This window comes from Actinomyces sp. HMSC065F11 (assembly GCF_001813085.1).
Taxonomy (GTDB): domain Bacteria; phylum Actinomycetota; class Actinomycetes; order Actinomycetales; family Actinomycetaceae; genus Gleimia; species Gleimia europaea.
The window spans coordinates 113,900-131,431 of record NZ_KV811482.1 but is presented as its reverse complement, the minus strand read 5'-3'; the positions used below and the strand labels follow the sequence as shown (position 1 = coordinate 131,431).

General features: G+C 58.2%; 16 protein-coding genes and 1 tRNA gene. 6 read left to right on the top strand and 11 right to left on the bottom strand.

The features are described 5' to 3' along the window. Positions 1 to 97: 97 nt before the first annotated feature. From HMPREF2891_RS07045 to HMPREF2891_RS07020, 6 genes are all read right to left on the bottom strand, one after another. Complete coding sequence (locus HMPREF2891_RS07045) at positions 98 to 1,006, bottom strand: anchored repeat-type ABC transporter permease subunit (RefSeq protein ID WP_070664680.1); 909 nt, start codon at positions 1,004 to 1,006, stop codon at positions 98 to 100. Continuing rightward, positions 1,003 to 1,851: a metal ABC transporter ATP-binding protein gene (locus HMPREF2891_RS07040; RefSeq protein ID WP_261666850.1), complete on the bottom strand. Its 849-nt coding sequence runs from the start codon at positions 1,849 to 1,851 to the stop codon at positions 1,003 to 1,005. Before HMPREF2891_RS07040 ends, HMPREF2891_RS07045 begins: the two co-directional genes overlap by 4 nt. Continuing rightward, positions 1,848 to 2,861: a choice-of-anchor M domain-containing protein gene (locus tag HMPREF2891_RS07035; RefSeq protein ID WP_083311298.1), complete on the bottom strand. Its 1,014-nt coding sequence runs from the start codon at positions 2,859 to 2,861 to the stop codon at positions 1,848 to 1,850. Before HMPREF2891_RS07035 ends, HMPREF2891_RS07040 begins: the two co-directional genes overlap by 4 nt. Continuing rightward, positions 2,861 to 4,573, bottom strand: coding sequence for a metal ABC transporter solute-binding protein, Zn/Mn family (locus tag HMPREF2891_RS07030; protein ID WP_070664678.1), 1,713 nt, complete (start codon positions 4,571 to 4,573; stop codon positions 2,861 to 2,863). Before HMPREF2891_RS07030 ends, HMPREF2891_RS07035 begins: the two co-directional genes overlap by 1 nt. Beyond that, positions 4,570 to 6,501, bottom strand: a complete 1,932-nt coding sequence (locus HMPREF2891_RS09870; RefSeq protein ID WP_070664677.1) for a choice-of-anchor M domain-containing protein — start codon at positions 6,499 to 6,501, stop codon at positions 4,570 to 4,572. The genes HMPREF2891_RS07030 and HMPREF2891_RS09870 overlap by 4 nt, the downstream gene beginning before the upstream one ends. Before the next feature lie 235 nt (positions 6,502 to 6,736). Continuing rightward, positions 6,737 to 7,987, bottom strand: coding sequence for an MFS transporter (locus HMPREF2891_RS07020; RefSeq protein WP_070664676.1), 1,251 nt, complete (start codon positions 7,985 to 7,987; stop codon positions 6,737 to 6,739). 217 nt (positions 7,988 to 8,204) lie between these two features. On the opposite strand from HMPREF2891_RS07020, the gene HMPREF2891_RS07015 reads away from it, so the two are divergent. Next, positions 8,205 to 8,720, top strand: coding sequence for an NUDIX hydrolase (locus HMPREF2891_RS07015; protein WP_070664675.1), 516 nt, complete (start codon positions 8,205 to 8,207; stop codon positions 8,718 to 8,720). Between the two features lie 701 nt (positions 8,721 to 9,421). On the opposite strand, the gene HMPREF2891_RS07010 is transcribed toward HMPREF2891_RS07015, so the two are convergent. The 3 genes from HMPREF2891_RS07010 to HMPREF2891_RS07000 all read right to left on the bottom strand — a co-directional run bounded on the left by HMPREF2891_RS07010 (position 9,422) and on the right by HMPREF2891_RS07000 (position 11,520). Further along, positions 9,422 to 9,931, bottom strand: a complete 510-nt coding sequence (locus HMPREF2891_RS07010; RefSeq protein ID WP_070664674.1) for a dihydrofolate reductase — start codon at positions 9,929 to 9,931, stop codon at positions 9,422 to 9,424. A gap of 95 nt (positions 9,932 to 10,026) precedes the next feature. Further along, on the bottom strand, positions 10,027 to 10,518 hold the full coding sequence (locus HMPREF2891_RS07005; RefSeq protein WP_222566280.1) for a hypothetical protein: 492 nt from the start codon (positions 10,516 to 10,518) through the stop codon (positions 10,027 to 10,029). A gap of 171 nt (positions 10,519 to 10,689) precedes the next feature. Continuing rightward, positions 10,690 to 11,520 carry a sulfite exporter TauE/SafE family protein gene (locus tag HMPREF2891_RS07000; RefSeq protein ID WP_083311296.1) on the bottom strand — a complete coding sequence of 277 codons (831 nt, stop codon included), beginning with the start codon at positions 11,518 to 11,520 and terminating at the stop codon, positions 10,690 to 10,692. Positions 11,521 to 11,864: 344 nt separating this feature from the next. On the opposite strand from HMPREF2891_RS07000, the gene HMPREF2891_RS06995 reads away from it, so the two are divergent. From HMPREF2891_RS06995 to HMPREF2891_RS06985, 3 genes are all read left to right on the top strand, one after another. Further along, positions 11,865 to 11,941: transfer RNA gene (locus HMPREF2891_RS06995), tRNA-Met, on the top strand. A gap of 608 nt (positions 11,942 to 12,549) precedes the next feature. Beyond that, positions 12,550 to 13,506 carry a hypothetical protein gene (locus tag HMPREF2891_RS06990; RefSeq protein WP_070664672.1) on the top strand — a complete coding sequence of 319 codons (957 nt, stop codon included), beginning with the start codon at positions 12,550 to 12,552 and terminating at the stop codon, positions 13,504 to 13,506. 476 nt (positions 13,507 to 13,982) lie between these two features. After that, a complete protein-coding gene (locus HMPREF2891_RS06985; protein ID WP_083311295.1) occupies positions 13,983 to 14,345 on the top strand; it encodes a YchJ family protein in 363 nt (120 codons plus the stop codon). A gap of 152 nt (positions 14,346 to 14,497) precedes the next feature. Here HMPREF2891_RS06985 and HMPREF2891_RS06980 read toward each other — a convergent pair whose 3' ends face one another. Continuing rightward, positions 14,498 to 15,331 carry a hypothetical protein gene (locus HMPREF2891_RS06980; protein WP_148131739.1) on the bottom strand — a complete coding sequence of 278 codons (834 nt, stop codon included), beginning with the start codon at positions 15,329 to 15,331 and terminating at the stop codon, positions 14,498 to 14,500. Beyond that, positions 15,324 to 15,932, bottom strand: a complete 609-nt coding sequence (locus tag HMPREF2891_RS06975) for a DUF6318 family protein (protein WP_148131738.1) — start codon at positions 15,930 to 15,932, stop codon at positions 15,324 to 15,326. The genes HMPREF2891_RS06980 and HMPREF2891_RS06975 overlap by 8 nt, the downstream gene beginning before the upstream one ends. Positions 15,933 to 16,206: 274 nt before the next feature. Here HMPREF2891_RS06975 and HMPREF2891_RS09790 point away from each other — a divergent pair, with 274 nt between their 5' ends. Together HMPREF2891_RS09790 and HMPREF2891_RS09785 are read left to right on the top strand one after the other, a co-directional pair. Then, entirely contained in the window at positions 16,207 to 16,860 is a 654-nt protein-coding gene (locus tag HMPREF2891_RS09790; RefSeq protein WP_222566279.1) for a TM2 domain-containing protein, read from the top strand. A gap of 342 nt (positions 16,861 to 17,202) precedes the next feature. Next, the coding region (locus HMPREF2891_RS09785; protein ID WP_222566278.1) for a hypothetical protein at positions 17,203 to 17,532 on the top strand (330 nt) is incomplete at its 3' end.

The following is a 17,532-nucleotide window of genomic DNA, read 5'->3' as shown; positions in this document are numbered from 1 at the left end:
GCGGGTTGCCAGGTCGTTTTGGCTCTTAGGACAGGCTGCTAAATACATTTGGTGAATCTCTACAGTTGTTTTTGCTAAGGAGAAGATCGGCGGCCTGCTAGCGAGCTACGGCCTCGGATTTCTTCTTCGCATTGATTGATTTGGTGAGTCGTTTTTGGATGGTTTTGAGGCTGGTTCGGACTGCATGGAGTGATTGGAAGATCCACACGAGGATGAACTCTGCCGTGATCGCTAAGACCAGGGCCGCACCGGTTGGCACCGACCATGACCACGACACCCACAGGCCAACTAGCGCGGCAAGGGTGCCGAGCATTGCTGAAAGCGCCATCATTGCACTGATTCGGCGGGTCAGGAGGCGAGCTGTTGCTGGCGGACCTACAAGAAGCGCAAGAACGAGGATGTTACCCACAGTTGAGACGGAAACTACCACGGCCAGTGCTGTGGCGACGTAGAGGACAACGTCGATAAGACCGGCGCGGTAACCGAGTGTTTGTGCGTATTCTCGGTCGAAACTAACCGCCACGATGCCGCGGTGGAAGATCGCTAGGACGGTGAGGACCAGGGCTCCGCTAATAGCGACGGTGAGGAGGTCTGCCCCAGTCACTCCAGTTAAAGACCCGAAAAGGAGAGACTCGAGCGAACCGGTGTACGTGGGCATTCTGGAGACAATCACAAGTCCGACAGAAAATGCCGCAGCAAATAGGATGCCGATGATCGAGTCTTCGCCCACCGTTTTTCGGCGTGAAAACAAGGCGATGAGTAGCGCAACGATCACGCCGGCGATAGCGCCACCAAGGAGTGTGGACGTGCCCGTTGCGAAAGCAACTGCAATGCCTGGGAACACCGCGTGCGAGAGGGCGTCACCCACGAAAGACAGGCCACGCACCACAATATGGGAGCCCACAATTCCACACAGTACAGCCGACAGAATCGCCATGAGGAGAGCGCGGCTCAAGAATGCAAGTTGCGGGTTGGCCAGGTCGGCAAGAAACTCAATCGGGTTCACGCTCCGACCTCCACCTCAGTTAGCGATTGGACGGCGCGCACCAGCGCCGCGTTCTCGGACACCTCGTAGGTGGATGCCCAAAGTTCAGGCGCAGCTACGTTTTGCAACGGGCCTGTTGCACGCACCGTGCGGTTCAACAGGATGAAACGGTCACACATTCCCGCAGCCTGCACGAGGTCGTGAGTAGACATGAGAATTGAGATTCCCTTGTTAGTAAGTTCCATCGCCATCTTCGCAAGCGCCTCTTGGTTAGGCTCATCGAGGCCGGTGAACGGCTCATCCAAGAGCAGAATTGACGGTTTCGGAGCCAGCGCACGGGCAATGAGGACACGCTGGCGTTGCCCACCAGAAAGTGCCGAAATCGGACGGGAGCGAAACTCCTTCATACCCACCGCATCCAGGGCCTCGTAAGCTGCGCGCCAGTGCTTTGCTCCGGCCAATAATCGAGGTTTGAGTGACGAAACTACAACTTCTTCAACCGTGATTGGATACTCCCACCTCGCCTCCTGCTTCTGCGGAACATAGCCGATTGCGCGGCCTCCCCTCTTGAATGAGACTTCGGCAAACGCAGAGGTTTTTGACGCGGGCTTAGAGGGTTCGACAACAAGGGTGTGGGGCCCGGCCGTGGCGATAGTGCCGCTGTCTGGACGAAGAAGGCCAAGAATGGTGCGGATCAAAGTGGTCTTACCCGCCCCGTTGGGCCCAAGTAGCCCAACAAGTTCTCCGCGGTTGATGCTGAATGAGATGTCTTGTAGCACTTGCTGATTGCCGAAGCTCACATTGACGTCCGAGACGGAAAGTACCACGGGCCTGACTCTCGTTGCTACAGGCTTAAGAGGCGTCAAGACAGGGCCTCCTTCTTACGGCTACGGCTCATGCGCCCCATAACTACAGCTGCCACCGCGATGATAAGCACGGCGATAGCTACACCGATTCCGACCGAAAGCGCCAAGCCGTTACCCGACTGCTGCGCACTACTGGCTGCCGCACTATCGCCGGCCTCGCCTTCGTTCTTAGGATCCGCACCGCCTACAGGATTGTGCGACGACCAAGCGAGCTCATGCGCAGCCTCTACGCTGGCATCTGGACCAACAGCGAAACGCAACGTCTGAGTGTTCGAGACGAGCTGGCCATCAATAGTTGCCTGCGCAGTTACGCGAACCAGATGTTCGCCAGGCTGCGTGAAAACCCACGAAACGTGCGTGTGCGTGGACGGTTCAACGTGGATCAGCTGGCCCTGCTCCTTAGTGGAATCCCAAATCACCTGCGGACCGGAGAAGTTCCCAGCTTCAACGAAAGTAGTTAGGACACCCGGCCCCTCGTGTCCCTCGAAAATCAGGTCCACACCGCCCGGAGCCTTCTCAACCAGCTGCGGATGCTGCGTATTCCAGCCAAGCCACGGCACTCCGTCAATCTCGTGTTGCGGGATTACCCAAGCCTGCCCCTCGGCTTTAGTAAACGCATACGCGGGGTCATCGGGAACCGTCAGCTTTCCCTCCTCGCCAATCACAAAAACAACGTCATCGAGGTGGCGCCAAACTGGCTCCGGGGTCGTATCGTCGCGCGCCATCAGCTCAAACGAATCCGAAAGCGTCGCCCCCATGTCCACGTGTCCGGCCGAAATCTCAACCCGCTCGCCCTTTGGGGCAACCTTCTCGTTGCCTGTCACAGTCTGTGTAAGCGCCGGGTCAATATCTGAATCGGCCGGCATCACGGGCAGGCCAGCCCCAGCCACGGGCGCGGAAGATGCGAAGGCGGTTGTATTCAACAACGCGGGAACTAGTTCGGGAAGGGAGGGCATCGCGGACGCCGCTAGCAAGGTAACCCCAACAAGACTTGAGATTGCAGTTTTCATCAGATTCCTTTCAAAACTGGTTGTGAGGCGCGCGGCCACGCCCCCTGTGACGTGGGATCCAGACAAGACTTCAAAGAGGTAACGTTCGCTTCGACGAGGCTTACGTACGTTGGTGTTTGCTGTGTCAAGCTGTCCGCGTAGATAGAGCACAGACGCACTCCAGCGCTTTCGGCCGCGCTTTCTAACTCCGCCTGATGCGCCGCCGACGCAGGATTCTCAAAAACCGCCGGCACGTGCAAGTCTCTAAGCTGGCGGGACAGAATCGCCATGTCGCGCGAACTGGGCTCTATCGATGGGTTTGGGGCAACGAAGCCGGCAACTTCGAGGCCGTACCGTGAGGCCAAATACCCGAAGGCGTCATGCGCGGTAACGAGCTTGCGGTTTTGCGCGGGGATGGAAGCCAGCACCGCGGCGGTCCACTGGTCAAGCTGACGAAGCTCCGCCTTGAACTTTTTTGCGCGAGTCGCATAGGCCTGTGCGTGCTCCGGGTCAGCCTTTGCAAGTTCCTCGGCAATGACATCCACGTACGCGATCGCGTTGTTCACGTCATGCCACAGGTGCGGATCGATCTCGCCGTGAATGTGCTCACCTAGAACCGCCTGCGCCAAAATCCACGTGTCCTCGCCTGGCTTTCCCAAAAACGCCCAGTTTCCTTGCGGCACTTTGGCTAGCGTCCGGTTTGGCACCACGATCTGCACATCCTGCGGGTCGTAATAAACAGACTTGCCGTCCTCGTCCGCGAGCAGGCGGATTCCCTGAGGCGTCGCCGTAATATCCACGTGTCCCGCGTCCAAATGCACGAGGCCAGTGTCAGGCTCTACGCCTACTGCGAAACGGATCGCGACCTCGTCTTTCGGCGCGGCACTTGGGGCCTTCGAAGTGGCAGCCTGCTGTTCTTCGGCAGTTTGGGTCTCGGAGGTGGCATTTGAGCTATTGGTACTTGGGGTCTGGGAGACAGAGCGCGGCTCATACTCGTCAGTTTGGGTCTCGGAGCCATTTGGGTCCGGCACCCCCTTGCCCTTCGAAGCACCCTGCTGCCCCGCAAGAGACTCCTGATTTCCCGAGTGAGGCTCTTGCACGAGGTTCAGAGTGTAAGTTCCAGCCTCGCTAAATGCCCACGACATGTGGGTGTGCGCGTCAGGAGGCAATGCCACAGCATCAGCCGAGCCAAATCCGTCAGCCGACGTGATGTACGGGCGCCCCTCGCCAAACGTTCCGGTGGTAAAAGCCGCCAGCCTGCCCGGGCCCTCCATCGAGGTGGCACGGATCTGCCAAGGACCCGGTAGCCGGTCTGATCTGAACCCGAGCCACACCGTAGACAGAGCAAAATCCTCCACCAGGCGAATGTGGCGCCCTCCGTACGCGGGAGCCTTATCTCCCAAACTGATCAAAGGCACGCCCTCGCGCAAGTTTGCCCTCATCGTGTGACGGATAGCCCCAGATTCCAGCAGAAGCCCGTTCTCAAACGCAAGGTCCGCCCATGCCACGTCACGCACTGCACGTAGCGGCGGCTCGTAGGAATGAGGGTCCGCTCCAGTCGGCACGAGGCTGGTGACCGACGCGTCCTGCCCAGCCACGTTGCGCACCAGGTCCGCGATGATAGGCGTCGATGCAACCACCTCAATCCGGTCATCCTTCGACGCATTCGCAGGCGCGCATCCTCCAAGTAGAAGCGCCGCAACCGTTGCTACAACTAGTGGCTTACTACTCACGAAACTGAAGGCGAGGACGGCCTCGCGACCCTTATGAGAAGAGCACCCGCAACAATCATGCTGAAAGCCGCGCCAAGCCAGAGCAGGATTGGTTCAGAGCCCGTCGTAGCGAGACGACCTCCTACAACACCGCCCGCAGCCTCGATTTCAGCTATCTGTTCAGGGCTTAGTTCGCAGTCTGCTCCCGAAGCGGTTTTCCCCACGAACACCTTTGCGGTGCCGTTACCGGACGCACCAAACCAGCGTTTACCAACAATCTGGCCGAACGATCCGGACTCAAAAACTGCCATCGCTCCGGGCCCCTGCACACTATTCACTGTCCAAGTAACCGGGCCGGTAGTAGCTTGCGATAGCGACGGATGCTGCGTGTTTGCGCCCACCCACGGCACGCCCTGCATTTGCGTGGAACTAATAATCCAAACGGGTGCACCTTGAGGTGCCACAAACTCAATACCCGCCGGCGCCGCGACCTTAGCCGCATCGGACAGTCCAAATACGAGTTCGGTCGGGTTCCTCCAAGTTGCCGGCTGCGAACGGTCATCCTTCACCAGCATCTTGAGTTGGCCCGACTCGACTACCGATCCAACATCAAAGTGACCTGACGTCGCATTTCCACTACCCCCAATATTGAAGGTGAGGGTGCCCGTAGCACTGAGCTTCTTTCCCGATTTCATGGTTGCCGTCTGCGTGAGCGAAACCCGGTAGGTACCCTCCTTCGCGAACACCCAGTTTGGGTGCACGTGGGTGTTAGCCGGGATCGTGTGACTTCCCGAGGCCGAGCCTGCCGCTGGAACCGTCACCTCTGTGGGGATGCACTGTTCTGCTGCAGGCGCCGGCTGCGTCGGATTCGCTTGGCTACCGGCTGTGGATGGCGCCGCTGGCATGCCTCCCCGCGGTTGCTCATCCGTGGTTTTTGCGGGCCCAGCTTCGCCCTCTTTCCCGGGTTTGCCGCCCTGCTGGGTGCCACTCTCATGCGAGCCGCCCTCGCGGTGGTTTCCCCCTGACTTTCCGGGCTCCTGCTGTTCCTCGGAACCGCTAGATCCGTTGGACACCTCGGCACCAGGTGCGCTCGAGGTATCGGGCGATTCGGTATTCAGGCTGGAAATGCCAGCTTTAAGGTCTCCGACGATCCAGGTGAGCGTCGCCGACTTCGATGTGACGGTACGCCCCTCAGCAGTTATCGAGGCGCGCGCGGTCATCTGGTATGCGCCCGGCTTCGTGAACAGCCAATTCGCGTGCACATGAGCGGGCGTCTCCTGAGAGATCACCGCGCCCGCACGCAAACGCGGTCCCCCGGCCGTGACAGCCTGCGGCTTGCCAGAGAAAGTGTCTTGCCACAAGAACACCTCACCCGGGCCGGTGAGCTTATCAATCGTGATCGTCACCGCGGCGCCTGGCACCCTATCCGCTACCGACATCGAATCCCATCCCGGCCACAACAGGCTCTGCGACTGGGTTTGTGGCAGCGCGTAGCCGGAGCGCTCAATGCCCGCGATCTTGGCCGTGACATCCGTGAAGGCTTCTTGTTTCACGTGAAGTAGCACCTCCTCCGACGCGTGGCGCACATGCGACCCTGTCACGTCCTCCTTCACCGCGAGCGAAACTTCCTCACCATCGAAATCCACCGCGAACGCGTCCACATGCCCACGGTCTAGCACAACCCTCGATTCCATATCCGAGGAGGCGGGTTGCACATGCTTGATTTGCATACGGGACCCAGCTTGCGCCGCGCGCGGTTGTGTCGCGGCGTTTGCGCCCGGGAGTTGCGCAGCCTCAGGTTGGCCGGGCTGAACCTGCGCAACTTGGGGCTGCGCGCCCGGCTGCACTACACGAGGCTGGGCTGCTTGGGCATCTGGAACGCCGGCGAAGACTGCCGCGGCGGCGAACACCGAGGCAACGAGGGCGGAGGTGAGGTGTCGTTTAAGCATGGTTTACATGATAACGCTTCTCATTACGCTTATCAAGCAGATGTGTTGGCGGACCTGCACACCCCAGAGGTACACCCCCCCAAACGGTATTCAGACCCAAGCTGGCAAAACCGACACCCAAAACAGGCAGTTCCCCTCACGGACGCAAAGTGGGCACGCTGGCGTTGGCCCATAAAACCGGGCAGCACCTCGAAACAGCGCTTCTAAACGAGGGAGGAACGGACCAGCTGCGTGCCTAGTCGCGGCCTGGCCGCTTCCTCCTCTTGAATCGATAACGCAGACGCTCACCCCAACGATTTGACCTGAACTCCGGGTGCAACCACGCCACCCCCGCCGAAGCCGAAACCGCCCCAACTGCCAACAACAACGCCGCCAGCGGCGACACACCGTACAAAGCCGTGCCCGTAATCGGCGCAAAAACCCAGGTCAAACCACCCGTAGCGGACAGAAGACCGGCAACAGATCCCTGCTCATCCGGACCAACCTTCAGCGACGCTCCCGCGTTATAGCCCGGCCCCGCAAGCCCAGACCCAATGCCAATGAGCGCAACGCACAATATCGTGACCCACAGCAAAGACGACAGCGCAATTCCAGCCACGGCCAAGACAACCACCATCAAACCCACGCGCAGCAACCTGCGCGGCGGCCACACCAACCGAGGCACCAAAACCAGCTGCGAGAAAATCGCACCAGCCGCCTGACCAAGCATCGCAAGTCCCGTGGGAAGCACCGCTCTCTCCGGAGCAATACCAAAACGGTCCTGCACCACAAACCCGATGCAAATCTGCACGATCCCCATCGCGAAGAAGAGACCAAAACCCGCTGCTAAATACGGCCGCACACGCCGGTCTAATGCGGACATTTTTGGAGGCTTCACCCTTCCCCCGCGCTTTGTCGACTTCGGTAGCGTGACAAGCGCGATAACAAGGGCAATACCCACACTCACCGGCGTTGCGTACACCGGCGCCATCAACCACCATGCGGCCAGTAGGCCCGACAGGAGCGCACCCACCATCGCGGCCACGTTAAAAGCCGACCCGAATGCCGCCATTCCGCGCACGCGAGAGGCCTCGTCGGGGGTGATCTCCGCGATTAACGCCTGCCCGGTTGGAGGGACAGCCGCCACCGCCGCACCGAAGAAACCACCCCTCGCCAAAATAATTCCCGATGCCGCCAAACCCGCCGGAATCAGCGCCGCTGTGCGGAGCCAAACCGTCAAAGAGAACAACAACCCCGCGCAGAGAGCCAAAACCAGCGCCGACAAAAGCACCGGCCGGCGCCCCCACGATAGCGAAGCCCTCCCCCACGGCTGGCTCAACAAAGTCACCATAATCGCGGCCAACGAGAGCGCAGCACCCATGTGCCACTCCGCGAGGCCGAGCGCCCTCGACAATGGAGCAATCGCCGCATTCAATAAAAACTGACCAATGTAAGTGAAGAAAACAATCGCAACAATCGCCCGCAACATACGCTTAACATCAGTCATACATTCAGCATACGAAGCCGGCGTGCGGCCCCAAAACCGCGCTCGCGAAAAGCCGCGAACATCACCAACAACACACCGCCTCAAGCGTTGCAGGCTTCCGAAGAGCCTCGACGAGCCGGAAGATTCCGAGGCGAGGATGCGACTGCGAGCTGGCGTAACCTGTCCGCGAGGAGAACTGCCAACCCGTCCTCGCATATCCAAGGCATAGACTGAATGCATGGCTATACCAAAATTTGTTGCAGACTTGCGCGAGCACGTTGGACATGCACCGCTATGGCTGTCGGGCGTCACCGCGGTTATCACGAACGATGAGGGCACCGCAGTGCTGCTGGTGAAGCGCTCAGACAACGGCCACTGGACTCCCGTCACAGGTATCATCGACCCCAACGAGGAGCCCGCCAACGCCGCCATCCGTGAGGCCATCGAAGAGGCCGGCATCATGTGCGAGCCAACCCGTATCCTCGCCATCGGCACAGTTGGGCCGACCACTTACCTGAATGGGGATGTGAGCTCCTACCTCGACATCTCTTTGCACATGCGCTACATCAGCGGCACGCCAAGACCAATTGACGGCGAGAATTCCGAAGTGCGCTGGTTCCCCGTCGACGCGTTGCCTGAGATGAACGAGCGATTCAAGCGCACCATCAGCGTTGCCCTCGCCGACCCGCAGCCCACACTCTTCAGCTTCGACCCAGCCGCCGCCGAGGCAGCCGCGGAAATACCCGACCTTTAAGACACTCGATTCCCGGGCGCTCCTAGAGCCGCAGGCCCGACTCGAACCCATACCTGTTTCCGCTGCGATGGCCTGCACTCAGGCGCCCTCGCCCACAACGATTCAGACCTAACGTGCCGCTTTATCGGTTGCGAGACCCATACTGCCCTTTTTGCACCCAAATCCAGCAGTTCCCCTCACAGTCACTGCAGCCAGGGGCCTCCTCAACCGGTATTCAGACCTGAACTGACAAGAAACAATCCCAAACCGGGCGCTTCCCCTCACGCACCTTCAGACAGCACACCCCTTCAGACAGCATTCAGACCCAAACAAGCGAAACCTACACCCAAAACAGGCAGTTCCACCCAAAACAGGCAGTTCCCCTCCCGCACCCTTTCACACGTCCGGCATATACACGGCTTCAGACCCAAACTGGCAGCGAAGCCCTCGTAGAGAGGCAGATTCCCTCACGGATGCGAGTGGGCTCGCAGCCTTGAACACGAGCGTGAGGGCAAGCGGCAAAAACAGTTCCCAAATCGGCGCTTTGGGTCTGAATCGTTACAGAAGTATCCACCTCAAGCCGCATTCGTGAGGGGAAACGACCATTTTGCCAACCAAACCGACACTTTGGGTCTCAATCGATATCGCGCCGCCCACGTAAGTGACGCCGCCGGACGCGCCACTACACAGAGGCAAGCAACCCCGAACGGCGGCCCACTAAATCACCGACGTCGCAGATACGTCGTCACTTTCCATCTCGCATCACCAGACCGCGGCCGCCACTGCGCGTCCGACCGCGCCGGATCGGCCCACCAAGATTCAGCATCAATAGTCGGCGCGTAAACCAGATCGGGAGCAACGGCAACCTCAAGATCCAGGTCCGTCACCACAAGCTCGTCAGCGATACCCATCGCGTCAGCGTAAACCCGCGCGCCCCCAACGATCCATACGAGTTCCGCGGAAGTTTGCGCCACCGCGACCGCCTGCTGGAGCGAATGAGCGACCTTGGCCCCCTCGGCCACGTAATCCTTCTGCCCCGTAATCACCACGTTCAAGCGGCCCGGCAGAGGCTTTCCACCAAGCGCCTCCCAGGATCCTCGCCCCATAATCACCGGGTGCCCGAGCGTTGCCGCCTTGAAATGCTTGAAATCCTCCGGCACATGCCAGAGCATTTCGTTCCCATTGCCGAGGACGCCATTCTTGTCCTGCGCCCAGATCATCGCGATAGTCATGGGACACCCCCGCTTTCCGTTTACAACGCCAGCCTCCATTATTACCCGTCAAGGCCGCCGCAAACGCAATGCCGTGAAAATTCGGGCAAGGAGGCTCAACGGCGAGCAGATCGTAGACGCAGGTAGAGCGCAAGCGTCAACGCGGCCAGCGAGAAGATCGCAATGAAAGGTTGCAATGGGGCCCAAAACCCGAGGGCCCCAGCCGTGCCGAGCAACAACAAAATAATCTTGTTACACACCGGGCACGCAACCGCAAACAAAGTGAGCATCACCCCACCCAGCAGGCGCCCGTTCTTTTGGAACTCCATCGGCGGGGCCTGCACGGCAAACCACGCGAACGTGAGTGCCGTCGTTGCACCCACAACCGGGTACTCCCACCAGCGAATAGGCACCTCGCGCCCAAAAATCGGGTTTGAGATCAGGTCCGTTGGCAGTCCCAGGAAAAGCAAAACCCCTACCGCCCACGCTGCCGCGATCAGTAGGCGCTTGCGCCGCTCCGCCCTCCTCGCTCCGGTCGCACCAACGTAGTCGGCGCCGAGCCCCTGCGGCATTGGTTGCGAAAGCACCTTTACCGTCGAGTTCTCCATGGTGCACGTTCCTCCCTCACCCACCACACGATACCCCAGGGGGTTTCGCCCCGCGAGCGTTCCTCGCTCAACGAGATTTTCATTCAGGAGGAGGCAGCTATCCCTCGCCATCAAGAACGCCCCGGCGACTGCGGTTAGGCGCTGTGCGACGGGAACTACCCGTTCAGGCCCCTAGCCGAGGACGCTAACGAGTCCGCGCGCAAACACCAAAGTGGCCCCGACGCACGCGACGATCATCGCAAAATTGCGCGCCTGCTGCTTAGTGATGTGCGACGAGACTTTACGCGCCGCGACGGTGCCAAGCCCCGTCCCGACAAGACCCGCCACGAGGGTCGCAACTGCCAGGCGCCCGTCGCGCGGACCATACCCAACTGCCAGTTTCAGTGGAATATTCACCGCGTTCATCGCCAAGAAATACACCTGCAACGTCGCAGCGAAACTGCGTTGCGGCCACTGCGCCGCCCGCGCATAAGCCGTAAGGACCGGCCCCGCCTGCCCCACCGACGCCGACAAGAATCCACCCATTCCGCCGGTGAAATACATGGGGAGACGTCCCTGCGCCCGAGGCATATTTCGCGCAAAAAGGGTGAACGCAACGAGAGTCAGCATTATCAGCCCCACCACAATGTCCATCATGGACGCATCCAAGTTGCGGGTTAGTAGCACCGTCGCGAAAATCACCGGCACCGCCGCCACGGTGAAACGAATCGCTATCGCCCAGTCCACGTCCTTACGCTTCTCGAGGAGCAACGTTCCTGCCGTCACCGAGCCAATAACATTACCCCACAGCACCCCTTCCGCGGGGCCAAACAAGGTAATAAACACCGGGACTGCCACCAGCCCAAAGCCCATGCCAGCAATGCTCTGAACGCCCGACGCCACCAATGTCGCGCCCACAATCGCCAAAAGCGCCCACGCCATTCCCATGGCCTTCACCATACTCCCGGCCACTTCCTCGCGCGCAACGTGGCAGCATGCAGTTGCCGGGCAGGCGCTCTGCATACCGCTCCCCTGCTACTGAGCCGCGCATTCCGGAGGCAGTCGCCTTGCGTTCACGGTCGCGCCGCCCATCGTGCACCTCGTCCGAACGGTCCCAACTTGTACTCCTACAATCGACGTTCATCGGGCCTCTCGTTGAAGGTGCCCGACGCCAGCCCTCCTCCCCCTCGCGTGTAGGCTCAAATTTGAGCTTCATCTGCTTATTTATGAGGCCCTCGCGATATCACAAATGCGCATTTCTGTTCGTTGGTAACTTCTTTTCCGAGCTCCGATTAGCAAGTGGTGACGAACAGCACCCGTTAAGCGTTTGAATTCCAGCCACCGGTTTCATAAAGTTGAAATACCGACGCGGGGTGGAGCAGTTCGGTAGCTCGCCGGGCTCATAACCCGGAGGTCGTAGGTTCAAATCCTGCCCCCGCTACCATTCAAATCTCGCCACACCAAAATGTGGCGAGATTTTTTGTTGCTCTGCAACAGCACGACGCTAGCCACCAAATTGAGGGTGAACACGTCGGCCGATGAAACAGCATCCAGGCCAAAGCTCATCCCGCCACCTTCAACGATTCAGACCCAAAGTGGCTAAAACAGCTCCTAAAACGACAGTTCCCCTCACGGTCGAGGTTGTAGCTGCCTCCTCCAGCGCGATTCAGACCCAAAGCGGCGAAACTGATAGCCCAAACAGGCACTTCCCCTCACGCACGGTCATACACCTGGCAGGTTGGGCCAGCGTTCAGACCCAAAGCGGCAGAAACCCCTCCCAGATGACCACTTTCCCTCACGCACCATCACAGCACTGCTCCTTCCCCTCACGCACAACTACCACACCGCTACTTCCCCTCGGCGCCCAACCACGCCTCCTTTCATCTTCTCTACTTCGCCCCGTCCGCCACGCACGAATTAGAGGAAATCTCAGCGCTTTTTCTTCAGCACACCAACCTCGCGAGGAATCTGAAGATGTACCGCTCCCGATAAAAACTGTTTATCCTTGTGCTAAGAACGCTCACAGAAAGGTGGCGGCCAGGAGCCAAGACCATGAAAACGGGAAAGATTTTAGTTTCAGCGCTACTCGTCGCGGCGCTAGTATTTGGCCTCGGCTTCATGGCATATCACTACCTGACAAAATCGCAAAACAGTTGCGCCGAAGCCACCGAAGACCACGCAGCCGTTGTAAAGCAGTACGAAACAGAAGCCGTGAAAGCGCGGGAGTTACTCAACTTCTTCAACGACGAAAACTCCTTTGGGTACTCCACCAGCGACGAAGCCACTCCCCTCATCAAAGCCACACGAGAAGCACTGAGCGAAGCCCCCAAAGCCATCGCGACTTGTTCCTCCGCTGCCGACGCGAAGGCCATAACTAGAGCTACTCGCGAAGCCAAGGAGCACACAAAAATCCTCACCGAATCGGTCCAAAAACTCACCGAAGGCGTACTAAATTACGCTGCGCCTCTTATCAGTGAGAAGAACGGCGAATACCGAACCGCGATTACGGAGGCTCTAGCTAGCGCGAAAGCGAGCTTAGCGAAAGCAAACACCTCCGAAGGGTACGGGAAGGTCGAAGGATCACTAAATCTACTGATGGGTGCCCAACGACTGGTCGACTCGCCGCCCGAAATACCCGAGGTGCCCAGCGAGCTGAAAAGTCTTGACGATTTGCGCGCGGCCAACGCGACACTCGACCGAATAAGCGAAATAAAATCTAACGCGGAACACTACTCCACTGCCCTCAAAGGCTCCATCGACAAATACAGCGACGAGCTGGACAAGAAAAAAGAGGAGATGAAGAAGGAAGAGGAAGCCAAGAAACGCCGAGAAGAAGCGGAACAAAAATCCTCTTGCAACGACATCATCGTAGTTGGGAAGCAGTGCACTAACTACACGGAGATCCAGTATCTTGCGTCAAACGGCTGGGATCCAGACAGCGCGATCCAGGACGCGCAAAGCGAAGGGTGCGCCAGCATCAAACCTGACAGCAATCCTTGCGGTAACTGACGTTATACGGCCCTGCCTCCAGAGGGAGCCGGCAAATTAGACCTGCCTCCCGGCTGCTCGCTCTTCTCTAACGACAGCACCTTAGCGACATCCGCGCCCCTGTTAGCATGCGTCCTGAGCGACCGCTCCGTTGCGAGACCGAACCTACCCTACGACACAAGGCACCTCAACTTGTCATCTTGACATGGCTCGCAACCACGTCCGTGAGGGAAAGCTCCTGTTTCTGCCGATTTTTTGACAGTTCCTGTCTGAATCGCGCGCGAGGCCGATGCTCCAGCCACAATCGTGAGGGAAACTGCCAGTTTAGATGCCTGTTTTAGCCACTTTGGGTCTGAATCGATTCCCTGCGACGAGCCATTGGGCAGATACTGCTCGACTGAATAATAAGCAGGCTGCCACCACGCGGTAGAGGCCTCTAGGTCGGAAAGATTTCGGTAGAGTCACTTTAGGTCTGAATACCGGCAGAGAGAGAAACCATGTGCCCTTGTGGTTCCGCAAAACCCTACGAACAGTGCTGTGGCCCGTTCCATCGGGGAGGCAACCCGCCCACGGCCGAACTCCTTATGCGCGCCCGGTATTGTGCTTTTGCACGTAAAGACCGCGACTTCCTGCTCCGTACCTGGCATGCGAAAACCAGACCGAGCTCCCTCACCTTCGACGACGCCATCACGTGGACAGGCCTCGAGATCATCAAAACCGTGAAGGGGCAGCAACCTGACTCCATGGGCATGGTCCACTTCCGCGCCCACTACCTCACCCCGCAAGGCCCGGGCGTACAGGAAGAACGCTCTCGATTCATCCGCACAGAGCACGGCTCGCCTTGGGTTTACGTCGATTAATTTTTGAGGATGAAGCTGGCCCCCTCGCGCCACGTCACAGTTTTGCTTGTGATCTGCTTAAACGGGCATGCACGCACCTCGCCCTATTGAGAATGAATGAGGTCATCTAGGCTCCTGCTGGACGCTCGGATTATCATCCGAGCACCTGGCGGCTAATAGCTAGGTTTTGTCAGCGAGATGATGGGCTTGCGCACCTCGAACTCGCTGCTAGTGGACGTGGTGGTACGCTGCTTCGGCATGTCGAAACTGGAACCAGCTACATTAACTTTCGCGTCCCACACGGTTGTCACGGACACGTTAGTCCGGCCTTCGTTGCGGTAGGTCCAGGTGATCGACTCGTTCGGATAAGGCGCGCCATCGGTGGAAACAACTAGTTCAGAGGCGCCTCCACCGGGTTCGTTGAACTGGATCTGGTGCTCTCGAACGCTCCAAGTTACAGTAACGTCAAACCCGTCGACGTTTACCGAGTTAGTCGGTTTCTCCCCAGTCATGTAGACAATTGTTGGCACCGTGGCAAAAACCCAACCCTTGTTGGGTTGAATGTTCACGCGCATGCCTGCCAGGTTCGCGTCATCGACCGCTTTAGCAACTATCTGTGACAGATCTACCGGACGATACTCAACCTCACCATCGGAGGTGCTACCACCGGTTGGAGTCTGAACCCGGCCAGTAACCGGATCAAAACACAGCTGATGCGCATGACTGCCATTAGAGAACCGGCGCAAACTGCACACCTCGAGCGTGTCCCAGCCCGCCTTGCCAGCCGAATCAAACCGCACGCCCTTAGAACCATCAGGGAGCAAACCCAAATCATAGATGCCGACATGCGGGAAAATTGGCGATGACAACGCGGGAAGAGCATTTTCCGGCTCGGTAGCTCCAGTCAGGGGGTCTCTTCCGTTGGTTTGCGCATACGACACATTGTTCGCCCCGAGCACCATAACCAAGCTGAAACCTAAGAGCACCCTTACCGTTGACTTAATCATCATCTGCATCCTTCATTTGAAGCTCCACGACTTTCCACCCATCGAGCCAAACGACTTCTACAGCACCTATGATGTCTGCGTCCTCGTACGTGACAATCTCACCCGTCAGCCCCTCATGAAGGACGTGTTTCGGAACAAAAGCTGCTAGCTGAGTACCATACTCTGCCTCAGGGCGACTTCCTCCGTCTAAGCTTCCGTTCACCCTGGTGACCTGAAGTTCATAGCCTTCATAGTACGAACCTTCTTCCGTTACTTTCCTCATGCGATCTAGGAAACTGTTGCATGATGCAGAGTCTTCAATACATAAGGCTGCAAATGCGTCAATATCCTGAGTAGCGCCTGTGTATCCAAACATTTCCAGGACATACACAGAAAACGCCTGCGCTCCTAGGACGGAGTGCTCGTGTGCCTCGGCCGGCATTTCTGGTTTGGGGTGCGGGTAGAGCACGTCTGCCGGTGGGATTGTCGGGGCCGTATTTGGCGCTTCAGTTGCAGCTTGGGAAGCAAGAGAAGTTTGGGCCTCCTCGGCTCCACTCGTCCCCGGTGAAGAACACCCTGCGATGCCCGCGCTAAACAAACTTAGCATGGCCAAAGCTGTCATGGTTTTGGGATGGCGCATCGCACTGAACTCCTCGAATGTGAAACCTGTACAAGGAAAGTACGACATAACCGCGCCAATTCCTAGACCGTCTCAAAATTCTGTGAATAACTCGGATTAGAAATGAGCGTTTCTCCAGCTCGACGTCGTGCCGATTTTAAAAAGATAACAATCTGCGTGTCGAAGGCACGCCTTGAAAAGATTTAAGAGAACTTCTGGCACTATGGATCTGAATCGTGAGAGAGAGCCAAACACCGCTTGGAGAGGAGGTGCCCCGATGAGCGCATTTCCTCAACCTGAAAAGTATTGGAACACCGAGGAGGGCGACACGCACAACGAGTCTGAGACCCAAAATGCCTGCGAACACAACCTCCCTCAGTTTCAAGACAACGATTTCCAAAGAGATGCTGCACGCATCGAGCACGCCTCCGCCACTTCCCCACGGGCACCGCGCAAGCCCCGAGTGAGTGGTAATGCCAATGCCGGCCACTCGCGCGCAGAACGCAGTTCATACCGGGCACCTCTGCCGCCGGGTGGTTCAAAGAAAAACACGGTCAAGCGACCTGAACCTTCACCAGATACAACAAGTGAAATGGCGGCGACCTCGAAAAACTCTGCGGTTACGAAGATAAGAAACACTTTTCAGACCCTAAATGCCGGCCGCAACAAGCACCGAGATGCCGCTGACAAACCACAAAAAGACAGGGTCGTAGCCGGCGTGCTGGCCATTTTGTTGGGAGCGTTTGGAACCCAGAACTTTTACCTAGGTAAATACAAACTAGCGGTTATCCAGCTGCTGATTACCTTGCTATCTGCGCTGGGCCTCGCTCCCATCGTTGCCATGTGGGGAATTGTTGAGGGAATCATGTACCTGTTCGGTTCAGACCCGAAATGGAAAGTTGACGGGTGGGGGCGTCCTCTCGCAAACTAGACCCCTGCTTTGCGTTACAGGACAAATCACGATTCAGACCAGAAGTGCCACAAAAGCCTCCTTACATGCCACTTCCCGTCGGAATCGCAATCATGCAGAGGCGGATTCGTAGCGATTCCGACCTAAACCGTCTTGATCGCCTCGGATTCCTGGCACTTCCCGTCTGAATACGGTCCAGCCCCGCATAGTCTGCCTCCGACCGCAGCTCCATCGCGGGCCCGCACCCTGCTCACATGTTCTCCATGCCCTACCAGTTTCCCCAAGCCGGGCTCTCATAATAGAATCCACACCCCTCGTCGGATAGCACCCCTTGAAAATCACAATCATGATGCCCTTTCACGCATGGGAAATATTCACGACATCGCAACATGGGCGCAATCAGGTCGCACTATCACGAGGCGCAAAAACAGTAGCCGCGTCAGACTCGCCTACGGCCTTTGGGCGCAAATCCAACCCGGTGCACCCTGGGAAATCTGGGAAGCCGTCCAAAAGGAGCGCGCCCGCCGCGTACTTGACATGTCCGCCGAAGGCACGGCCCTAGACGGAATCATTGCTGCCCTCATCCACGGCGCACCGATCCCACACAAAACTTGGGAAATCGAGCTCATCACAGGAGTAAAGCATTCCCGCCACCACTCCAAATGCAAACTACGTTTCGTAGGCGAGGCCACT

Excerpts from the sequence above, each read along its gene's own strand:
- HMPREF2891_RS09870 (WP_070664677.1), bottom strand. The coding sequence starts at position 6,501 with ATGCTTAAACGACACCTCACCTCCGCCCTCGTTGCCTCGGTGTTCGCC.
- HMPREF2891_RS07035 (WP_083311298.1), bottom strand. The coding sequence starts at position 2,861 with ATGAAAACTGCAATCTCAAGTCTTGTTGGGGTTACCTTGCTAGCGGCG.
- HMPREF2891_RS09790 (WP_222566279.1), top strand. The coding sequence starts at position 16,207 with ATGAGCGCATTTCCTCAACCTGAAAAGTATTGGAACACCGAGGAGGGC.
- HMPREF2891_RS07020 (WP_070664676.1), bottom strand. The coding sequence starts at position 7,987 with ATGACTGATGTTAAGCGTATGTTGCGGGCGATTGTTGCGATTGTTTTC.
- HMPREF2891_RS06975 (WP_148131738.1), bottom strand. The coding sequence starts at position 15,932 with ATGACAGCTTTGGCCATGCTAAGTTTGTTTAGCGCGGGCATCGCAGGG.
- HMPREF2891_RS07010 (WP_070664674.1), bottom strand. The coding sequence starts at position 9,931 with ATGACTATCGCGATGATCTGGGCGCAGGACAAGAATGGCGTCCTCGGC.
- HMPREF2891_RS06985 (WP_083311295.1), top strand. The coding sequence starts at position 13,983 with ATGTGCCCTTGTGGTTCCGCAAAACCCTACGAACAGTGCTGTGGCCCG.
- HMPREF2891_RS06980 (WP_148131739.1), bottom strand. The coding sequence starts at position 15,331 with ATGATTAAGTCAACGGTAAGGGTGCTCTTAGGTTTCAGCTTGGTTATG.
- HMPREF2891_RS07000 (WP_083311296.1), bottom strand. The coding sequence starts at position 11,520 with ATGCAGAGCGCCTGCCCGGCAACTGCATGCTGCCACGTTGCGCGCGAG.
- HMPREF2891_RS07015 (WP_070664675.1), top strand. The coding sequence starts at position 8,205 with ATGGCTATACCAAAATTTGTTGCAGACTTGCGCGAGCACGTTGGACAT.
- HMPREF2891_RS06990 (WP_070664672.1), top strand. The coding sequence starts at position 12,550 with ATGAAAACGGGAAAGATTTTAGTTTCAGCGCTACTCGTCGCGGCGCTA.
- HMPREF2891_RS07005 (WP_222566280.1), bottom strand. The coding sequence starts at position 10,518 with ATGGAGAACTCGACGGTAAAGGTGCTTTCGCAACCAATGCCGCAGGGG.